Below are 8,872 nucleotides of genomic sequence, written 5' to 3'. Positions count from 1 at the left end.
TCATCGTGGCGCACATGATCTCCCGTCACGGTACGGAAGCGCAGAAGCAGCATTTCCTGCCCCGGATGGCGACCGGCGAGGTCCGCGGCTCGTTCTCGATGTCGGAACCGGATCTGGGTTCGGACGTGGCCGCGATCAAGACCCGCGCCCGCCGCGACGGCGACGACTACGTGATCGACGGCGCGAAGATGTGGCTGACCAACGGCGGCTCCTCCAACCTGATCGCCTTGCTGGTGAAGACCGACGAGGGCGCGGAGAAAGCGCATCAGAACCTGACAACGTTCCTGGTCGAGAAGCCGTCCGGGTTCGGCGAGGTCCTTCCGGGCCTCACGATCCCGGGCAAGATCGACAAAATGGGCTACAAGGGCGTGGACACCACCGAAGCGGTGTTCGACGGCTTCAAAATCGGTGCCGACAAGGTGCTCGGGGAAGCTCCGGGCAAGGGCTTCTCGTACATGATGGACGGTGTCGAGGTCGGCCGCGTGAACGTCGCGGCGCGGGCGTGCGGGATCGCGATCCGCGCGTTCGAACTCGCCATTGACTACGCGCAGCAGCGTTCGACGTTCGGCAAGCCGATCGCGCAGCACCAGGCGATCGCGTTCAAGCTGGCGGAGATGGCGACCAAGGTCGAGGCCGCGCACCTGATGATGGTCAACGCCGCGCGGCTCAAGGATTCCGGCGCCCGCAACGACGTCGAGGCCGGGATGGCGAAGCTGATCGCCAGCGAGTACTGCGCCGAAGTGACCCAGGAAGCGTTCCGGATCCACGGCGGTTACGGCTACTCCAAGGAATACGAGATCGAGCGGCTCATGCGCGAAGCCCCGTTCCTGCTGATCGGCGAGGGCACCAGCGAAATCCAGAAAACCATCATCAGCCGCGGCCTGCTGCGGGATTACAAAGCCTGACTCCCGTCTCGCCGGAGTTCGCGCGCTTCGCCGGTTCTTGACAAGATAGAGCCCTCGAACCGGACGAGTGCGCAGGTGATGATGGTGAGCAGTCCCTTTGGCGGCGGGCAGGGCGCGGCCGGGCCGCCGCGGCTCCCGACCCCGCCCACCGGCTGGCCGATCGGGTCGTACCCGACCTACGGCGAGGCGCAGCAGGCGGTCGATTTCCTCGCGGAAAGCGAGTTCGCGGTCACCGACGTGACGATCGTCGGCGTCGACCTGATGCTGGTCGAACGCGTCATCGGGCGGCTGTCGTGGGGCCGTGTGCTCGCCGCGGGCGCGATGTCCGGCGCATGGTTCGGCCTGTTCGCCGGGCTGTTGCTGGGGATGTTCGTCAACCGGGGCGGGTTCACCCTGCAACTGCTGACCGGGCTGGTGCTCGGGGTGCTGTCCGGGCTGGCGTTCTCGGCGATCGGATACCGCACGTCGCGCGGGCGCAGGGATTTCTCGTCGGCCAGCCAGCTCGTCGCCGGCCGGTACGACGTGCTGTGCCAGCCGCGCAGCGCGGAGCAGGGGCGCGAACTGCTCGCCAAGCTGGCGTTGCGGCCGCCGCCTGCTACGGCTTGAGGTCACCTTCTCGTGAGTGGCAATCCCGGTTCTAATACTCCAGCTGTAGTTCGTGATCTTGCTGGAGGGGTCGGCGAGACGGGTGCGGCCGCCACGTGATCATGGTGTTTGTGAGGACAACTCAAGATCATGTGGCGGCCGCGGCTGTCAGCGTAGACCTTGCGCGGTGGCGGTCGTTGCTGGGTGAGGTGCTCGGGCGGGTTGCGGGCCGGTTCCGGCGTGTGGAATCCCGTCGGCGAGCGGGCCGGTTCGTGCTGGGGTTGCTGGCTGAGCTGCCGCGGGTGAACTGCTGGAGCATCGCCGAGCAGGTCGGCGACCGGACGCCTGACGGGATGCAGCATCTGCTGTCGCGGGCGGCGTGGGATGCCGACGGTGTGCGTGACGACCTGCGCGGGTTCGTGGTCGAACACCTCGGCGACGCCGATGCGGTGCTGGTCGTCGACGAGACCGGGGATGTGAAGAAAGGGACCTGTTCGGTCGGGGTGCAGCGGCAGTACACCGGCACCGCCGGGCGGATCGAGAACTCGCAGATGTCGGTGTTCTTGACGTATTCGACCTCGCGCGGGCACACGTTGATCGACCGGGAGCTTTACCTGCCGGAGAGCTGGGCCGGCGATCCGGCGAGGCGGGAGCGGGCCGGGGTCCCGTCCGAAACCGGGTTCGCGACGAAATCCCGCCTGGCCGCGACGATGATCGCCCGGGTCCTCGACGCCGGTGTCGAGGTGTCCTGGGTGACCGGAGACGAGGCTTACGGCAAAGACGCCGCCGGGCTGCGCGACCCGCTGGAGGAACGGGGCCAGGCTTATGTGCTGGCCGTCGCCTGCGACTACCGCGTCCCGGCCGCCGCGGGCAGCGTCCGCGCCGACGAAGCGGCCGCGAACCTGCGGAAAGGGGCCTGGCAGAAGCTCACCGCCGGAGCAGGGGCGAAAGGCCAGCGTTTCTACGACTGGGCCCGGATCCGGCTGCACCCGTCCGGGAAACCCGGCTGTCACTGGGTGCTGATGCGCCGCAACCGCCGCACCGGCGAGACCGCGTTCTACCGCTGCTACAGCCCCCGCCGCGTCGCGTTGACCGTGCTGGCGCGGGTCGCCGGACGGCGCTGGACCATCGAGGAAACCTTCCAGACCGGCAAAGAACTCACCGGCCTGGACCAGCACCAGGTCCGCACCTGGACCTCCTGGTATCGCTGGACCACGCTGGCGATGCTCGCCCACGCCTTCCTCGCCGCCGCCCGCAGCCAGAACACGCCACCACCCGAAGGCCTGATCCCGTTGACACGCAACGAAATCAGACACCTCTACGTCGCCCTCGTTCTTGAACCAGCCCCCGCCGCAACCACCGTCCTGGCCTGGTCCCACTGGCGCCGACAACACCAACACCGCGCCCGCACATGCCACTACCAGCGTCGATCCCAAACACCACCATGATCACGAACTACAGCTGGAGTACTAACCGGGATTGCCACTCACGAGGCCCGCCACCCCGTTCCGGTGGCAGTTCACCCGGCTGCCCCAGTCTTTCCGGTGGTCCGCGGCGCACCTGGCTGAATCGTTACCGACCCTGCTTGCGGCGGGTGATCGCCGGGCATAGGTTGTCCGACACCGGTTGGCCGGTCGTGTCCTCCAGCGCGGCCTGCCGGCAACTGGCACGTCGGGGTGCTGGCTCGGGTCCGCCTCGTCGCGGCGTGCTGTCTGGGGGCGGTGTCGAAAGGCACCGTGTGCACACGGCGAGGAGGCTTGGATGGGGAAGAAACGGCCCAGCGGAAAGAAACGAGGACCTACCCGCGCGGCGGCACTGCTCGCCGCGGGTCTGGTGGCGGGCGGCCTGGTGGCCGGCTGCGGAGCGGCTTCCGGGACGACGATCAACGTCTACTACTCCCCGGAGGACCATTTCCAGACGGTCGTCGACAACTGCAACAAGGCCGCCGCCGGGCGGTACCGGATCGTCTACAACAAGCTGCAGCGCGGTTCGGACGACCAGCGGATCCAGATGGCGCGCCGGCTCGCCGCGGGCGACACGTCGATGGACGTGCTCGGCCTCGACGTCACCTGGGTCTCGGAGTTCGCCGAGGCGGGCTGGGTCGACGAGTGGACCGGGCAGAACAAGGCGGCCGCGTCCGAGGGCGTGCTGAAGGGCCCGCTGGAAACCGCGACGTACCAAGGAAAGCTCTACGCCGCGCCGAAGAACACCAACGTGCAATTGCTCTGGTACGACGACCGCATCACCCCGACCCCGCCGAAGACGTGGGACGAGATGATGCAGATGTCGCAGCGGCTCAAGAGCGAGCACAAACCGTATTCCGTCGTGTTCACCGGCGCGCAGTACGAGGGCCTGGTCGTCATCTACAACACGCTGGTCGAATCGCTCGGCGGGCACATCCTGTCCGACGACGGGAAATCCGTCGTGATGGACGAGGGCGCGGTGCAGGCGCTGGAGCTGCTGAAGAAGGTCACGTCCTCGGGGATCACCGATCCGTCGCTGACGAACCAGAAGGAGGACGACGTCCGGCAGGCGTTCCAGCGCGGGAGCGCCGCGTTCGAGCTGAACTGGCCGTTCGTTTACGCCTCCTACGCCGAGGAGAAGCCGAAGGACCTGCCGCACTTCAAGTGGGCGGTGTACCCGCAGGCGAAGCCCGGAATTCCGGCGCGGAGCACGATCGGCGGGTTCGACTTGGCGGTGAGTGCCTACTCGCAGCACAAGCCGGAAGCCTACGAAGCGGCGCTGTGCTTGCGCAGCAAGGAAAACCAGAAGGTGTCCGCGATCAACGACGGGGTGCCGCCGACGATCGAATCGGTGTACCACGACGACACGCCGCTCGACCCGGCGAAGCCCGCGTCGGCGGACAACCCGAACATGGCCGTGAAGTATCCGATGCGCGACTCCATTCTGTCGGCGCTGAAAAACGCCGCGGTGCGGCCGCTCACGCCGGTGTACCAGAACCTTTCCACGGTGATGTCGAAAATCCTTTCCCCGCCGTCGGCGATCGACCCGCAGCAGACCGCGCAGAAACTGCGGGAACAGCTCGGTGACGCGCTCCAGTCGAAGGGAGTGATCCCGTGACCGTCCAGGATCCCGCCGCGACCGCGCACGAAGCGGCGCACCGCAAGGGAAAGCCCGCGCTTTCCGAGGGCAAGAAGGCGGAACGGCGGCTCGGGCTGTGGCTGTGCGCGCCCGCGTTCCTCGTGATGATCGCGGTGACCGCATACCCGATCATCTATTCGGTCTGGCTTTCGCTGCAGCGTTATGATCTGCGCTTCCCGGCGAAGCACGAGTTCATCGGGTTCGACAACTACGCCGCGGTGCTCACGAATTCCTACTGGTGGACCGCTTTCGGCACCACGATGTTCCTCACCGTGGTGTCGGTGGCGATCGAATTCGTGCTCGGCATGGGGCTCGCGCTGATCATGCACCGCACGCTCGTCGGCCGCGGACTGGTGCGCACCGTCGCGCTGATCCCGTACGGGATCGTGACCGTGGTGGCCGCGTTCTCGTGGTATTTCGCGTGGACGCCCAAAACCGGGTACCTGGCGAATGTGCTGGGCGAGGGGGTCGCGCCGCTGACCGACCAGTGGCCGTCGCTGTTCATCATCATTCTCGCCGAGGTGTGGAAGACGACGCCGTTCATGGCGCTGCTGCTGATGGCCGGGCTGGCACTGGTGCCCGACGACCTGCTGAAGGCCGCGGCGATGGACGGTGCGACCGCGTGGCAGCGGTTCACCAAGGTGATGCTGCCGGTGATGAAACCGGCGATTCTCGTCGCGCTGCTGTTCCGCACGCTCGACGCGTTCCGCATTTTCGACAACATTTACGTGCTCACCGGCGGCGCGCAGGACACCGGATCGGTGTCCATGCAGACCTACGACAACCTGGTCAAGGGGCTCAACCTCGGGATCGGCTCCACGATGGCGGTGCTGATCTTCATCACGGTGGCGATCATCGCGTTCCTCTTCATCAAGGTGTTCGGCACCGCCGCGCCCGGCACGGACGACGGGGGGAAGCGCTGATGGCTATCGGAGGTGCGGCCACCACCGGCCGCAAGGTCGGCTGGGGCCTGCTGGACATCCTGGTGCTGGTGTTCGCGATCGTCCCGGTGCTGTGGGTGCTTTCGCTGTCGTTCAAGACGAAAGCGACGCTCACCGACGGCAATTTCATCCCGGTGGAATGGACGCTCAAGAACTACGCGGACATCTTCCAGACCACGGAGTTCCTGCATGCGCTGGTGAACTCGATCGGCATCGCGGTGATCTCCACGGTCATCGCGGTGGTGCTGGGCACGATGGCGGCCTACGCGATCGCCCGGCTGGATTTCCCCGGCAAGCAGCTGCTGGTGGGGCTTTCCCTGCTGATCGCGATGTTCCCGCAGGTATCGCTGGTCACCCCGCTGTTCAACATCGAACGCGGGCTCGGCCTTTTCGACACCTGGCCGGGGCTGATCCTGCCCTACATCACGTTCGCGCTGCCGCTGTCGATCTACACGCTGTCCGCGTTCTTCCGGGAAATCCCGTGGGAGCTGGAAAAGGCGGCGAAGATGGACGGCGCGACGCCGGCACAGGCATTCCGGAAGGTGATCGCGCCGCTGGCCGCGCCGGGCGTGTTCACCACGGCGATCCTGGTGTTCATCCTCTGCTGGAACGACTTCCTGTTCGCCATCTCGCTGACGTCCACCGAGGCGTCGCGCACGGTGCCCGCCGCGTTGTCGTTCTTCACCGGGTCCTCGCAGTTCGAGGACCCGACCGGCCAGGTGTGCGCGGCTGCGGTCGTGATCACGGTGCCGATCATCCTGTTCGTGTTGTTTTTCCAGCGTCGCATCGTGGCGGGGCTGACGTCCGGTGCGGTGAAGGGCTGACCCATGGCTGAAATCGTTCTCGACAAAGTTTCCAAGCGCTATCCCGACGGCGCGCTCGCGGTGTCCGAAGTGGACATCACGATCGCCGACGGCGAGTTCATCATCCTGGTCGGCCCGTCCGGCTGCGGGAAGTCGACCACGCTGAACATGGTCGCCGGGCTGGAGGACATCTCCTCGGGCGAACTGCGCATCGACGGCAAGCGGGTCAACGAGAAAGCGCCGAAGGACCGGGACATCGCGATGGTGTTCCAGTCCTACGCGCTGTACCCGCACATGAGCGTGCGGGAGAACATGGCGTTCCCGCTGCGGCTCGCCAAAGTGGACGACAAGATCGTCCGGTCCAAAGTGGAGGAAGCAGCGACCATCCTCGATCTGACCCAGCATCTGGACCGCAAACCGGCCAACCTGTCCGGCGGGCAGCGGCAGCGGGTGGCGATGGGCCGGGCGATCGTCCGCAACCCCAAGGCGTTCCTGATGGACGAGCCACTGTCCAACTTGGACGCCAAGCTGCGCGGCCAGATGCGGACGTCGGTGTCGAAGATCCAGAAGCAGCTGGGCACGACCACGCTGTACGTCACGCACGACCAGACCGAGGCGATGACCCTCGGCGACCGCGTCGTGGTGCTGCGGGCCGGTTACGTGCAGCAGATCGGCTCGCCGCAGTTCCTCTACGACAACCCGGCGAACCTTTTCGTGGCCGGATTCATCGGCTCGCCGTCGATGAACTTCATCCCCGCGACCCTCGAAGACGGCCAGCTGCGCAGTTCGCTCGGCACCACCCCGTTGACCGACCGGATCCGCCGGATGGCCGAAGCGGCGAACGCCCCGCGCGAGGTGATCATGGGCATCCGCCCGGAACACTTCGAGGACGCCGCACTGGCGGAATCGGACCGGGAAGGCGCGACTTTCACCGCGCACGTGGACGTCCTGGAGTCGATGGGTTCGGAGAAGTTCGCGCACTTCACCGTGGACGGCGGCGTCGCCAGCTCGGCCGACCTGGCGGAACTGGCCGCGGACAGCGGTTCGGCCGACGTCCCCGGCGCGGAATCGCTGATCGTGGCCCGGCTGTCGGCCGAATCGGCGGCCGCGGAGAACCAGGACCTGCAAATCTGGTTCGACGCGGACAAGGTGAAACTCTTCGACCCGTCCGACGGGCGAAACCTCACCTACTCCGACTGAGCTATCGGTCCGTGAAGGGCTCCTTGAGGGAATCAGATTCCCTCAAGGAGCCCTTCACGGACGGTTAGGGGATCCGCGAGAAGATCGTCGCCGCAGCGGTGCGCGCGGCTGGGCAGGCCGCGTCCCCGCCCGCACCGCTGGTGTCGACCACGCTCACCGTCGCCTGCTCCGCGCGTCCTGGCGTGGCGGGGGAGGGCTGCACCGTCCGGACCCGGCAAAACGCCCCGTCGGCCGCCACCCGCGCCACCCGGTTGCCGAGCGTTTCCGACGGTCCCGCCGGAGCTTGCCGCACCACCGCGAACTCCAGGCTCACCTTGTCGAGGATGCACGAATGCCCGGCGAGCCCCGCCGTCGCGTCGCCGCCCTGTGCGCCGGACGAACTGAGCATCGCGCAAGAATCCACGCGCCCCCACGACCGGTCGGGCAACTGCGGATGCCGCACCCGATTGCCGGTCACCGCGTCGAGCGCCCCGCCGACGACGTCGTCCGCCGCGGAGCACCGGTCCTCCGCACTGCCGCGGTCGTCCCGGTCGGTGATTGAAACGGCCAGCCGAACCCCGTCGGCGAACGTGATGGCCCGCCCGCACGTCCGGTCGGGCACGAAACCGGCCTGCTGCACGGAAACGCCGTCCGGCACCTTTCCCGGGTAGGCATAGGCCTGCATAGTGGGATCCCGGTCGGCCGCGAGCGGCCCGATGGTGACCGTCCGGGACCGCCCGGCCTGGACGAAGTCCGCCTGGCAAGCGGTGAACGACGAATCCGGCGTGTCGGCGGTGGTGTTCTTGAGCCGCTTCGGGTCGAGGAGGCTGCAGTAGTCGAGCGTGGCGAAGTCCCCGAGCGCCGCGATCGCGGTCAGGGGCACCGGCGCGGACTGCGCCTGCTCCGTCGTCGGGGCAGACTCCGCGGAACATCCGACAGTCGCGGCGAGAAGCACCGAACAGCCGACCGCGAGGACTCCGAGTGGGTTACGCACGGGGTGCAGTATCACCGTGAGTGGCGAAAAATCCAGCCCTCGCCGGGAAATCCCACACTTCACTGAGTCATTACCGCTGGTGGGAGGTTCTGGCGGGCAAACGAGGAGATGCTTTCGTCGGACAGGCCAGGCGGCAGATGGGCTTGGTGCGCGATGCCGAGGTCCGTGAGGGGAACCCTGAGGGACTCTGAGTCCGTGAAGGTTCCCCTCACGGACGTTGGCTAGGTGTGCTCGAAAGGGCGGCTGGGCGGAGTTCGCGCCCGACCGGTCCTCGATGCCTCAAGAAGAGCGCTGAGCTGCGAGTTCCCGCCCCGACCCCGATTCCTCCCCAGTACCGGACACCGCCCCCTTAGGGGTCCGGAT

General features: G+C 67.1%; 8 protein-coding genes. 7 read left to right on the top strand and 1 reads right to left on the bottom strand.

What is annotated here, in order from left to right:
- The 7 genes from D0D37_RS44560 to D0D37_RS44530 all read left to right on the top strand — a co-directional run.
- Nucleotides 1-905, top strand: a 905-nt coding sequence (locus D0D37_RS44560; RefSeq protein WP_116206598.1) for an acyl-CoA dehydrogenase family protein, incomplete at its 5' end; no start/stop codon positions are given.
- A 78-nt stretch (nt 906-983) separates the two neighbouring features.
- Nucleotides 984-1,511, top strand: a complete 528-nt coding sequence (locus tag D0D37_RS44555) for a YflT domain-containing protein (RefSeq protein ID WP_162834788.1) — start codon at nt 984-986, stop codon at nt 1,509-1,511.
- A 176-nt stretch (nt 1,512-1,687) separates the two neighbouring features.
- On the top strand, nt 1,688-2,938 hold the full coding sequence (locus tag D0D37_RS44550; protein ID WP_116206597.1) for an IS701 family transposase: 1,251 nt from the start codon (nt 1,688-1,690) through the stop codon (nt 2,936-2,938).
- Nucleotides 2,939-3,251: 313 nt separating this feature from the next.
- Complete coding sequence (locus D0D37_RS44545) at nt 3,252-4,571, top strand: ABC transporter substrate-binding protein (protein ID WP_116206594.1); 1,320 nt, start codon at nt 3,252-3,254, stop codon at nt 4,569-4,571.
- Nucleotides 4,568-5,515 carry a carbohydrate ABC transporter permease gene (locus D0D37_RS44540; RefSeq protein ID WP_116206593.1) on the top strand — a complete coding sequence of 316 codons (948 nt, stop codon included), beginning with the start codon at nt 4,568-4,570 and terminating at the stop codon, nt 5,513-5,515. Before D0D37_RS44545 ends, D0D37_RS44540 begins: the two co-directional genes overlap by 4 nt.
- The gene (locus D0D37_RS44535; protein WP_116206592.1) at nt 5,515-6,357 is read left to right on the top strand and encodes a carbohydrate ABC transporter permease; all 843 of its coding nucleotides are present in this window, start codon (nt 5,515-5,517) and stop codon (nt 6,355-6,357) included. Before D0D37_RS44540 ends, D0D37_RS44535 begins: the two co-directional genes overlap by 1 nt.
- A 3-nt stretch (nt 6,358-6,360) precedes the next feature.
- Nucleotides 6,361-7,536 (top strand): ABC transporter ATP-binding protein, encoded by a 1,176-nt coding sequence (locus tag D0D37_RS44530; RefSeq protein ID WP_116206591.1) that lies wholly within the window; start codon nt 6,361-6,363, stop codon nt 7,534-7,536.
- A 64-nt stretch (nt 7,537-7,600) separates the two neighbouring features.
- Here D0D37_RS44530 and D0D37_RS44525 read toward each other — a convergent pair whose 3' ends face one another.
- Nucleotides 7,601-8,509, bottom strand: a complete 909-nt coding sequence (locus D0D37_RS44525; RefSeq protein ID WP_244223898.1) for a hypothetical protein — start codon at nt 8,507-8,509, stop codon at nt 7,601-7,603.
- Nucleotides 8,510-8,872 lie beyond the last annotated feature (363 nt).

Origin of the sequence: Amycolatopsis circi, assembly GCF_003385235.1 — a bacterium.
GTDB classification, from domain to species: Bacteria; Actinomycetota; Actinomycetes; order Mycobacteriales; family Pseudonocardiaceae; genus Amycolatopsis; species Amycolatopsis circi.
The sequence above is the reverse complement of the archived record's forward strand: the minus strand, read 5'-3'. Positions and strand labels throughout refer to the sequence as shown.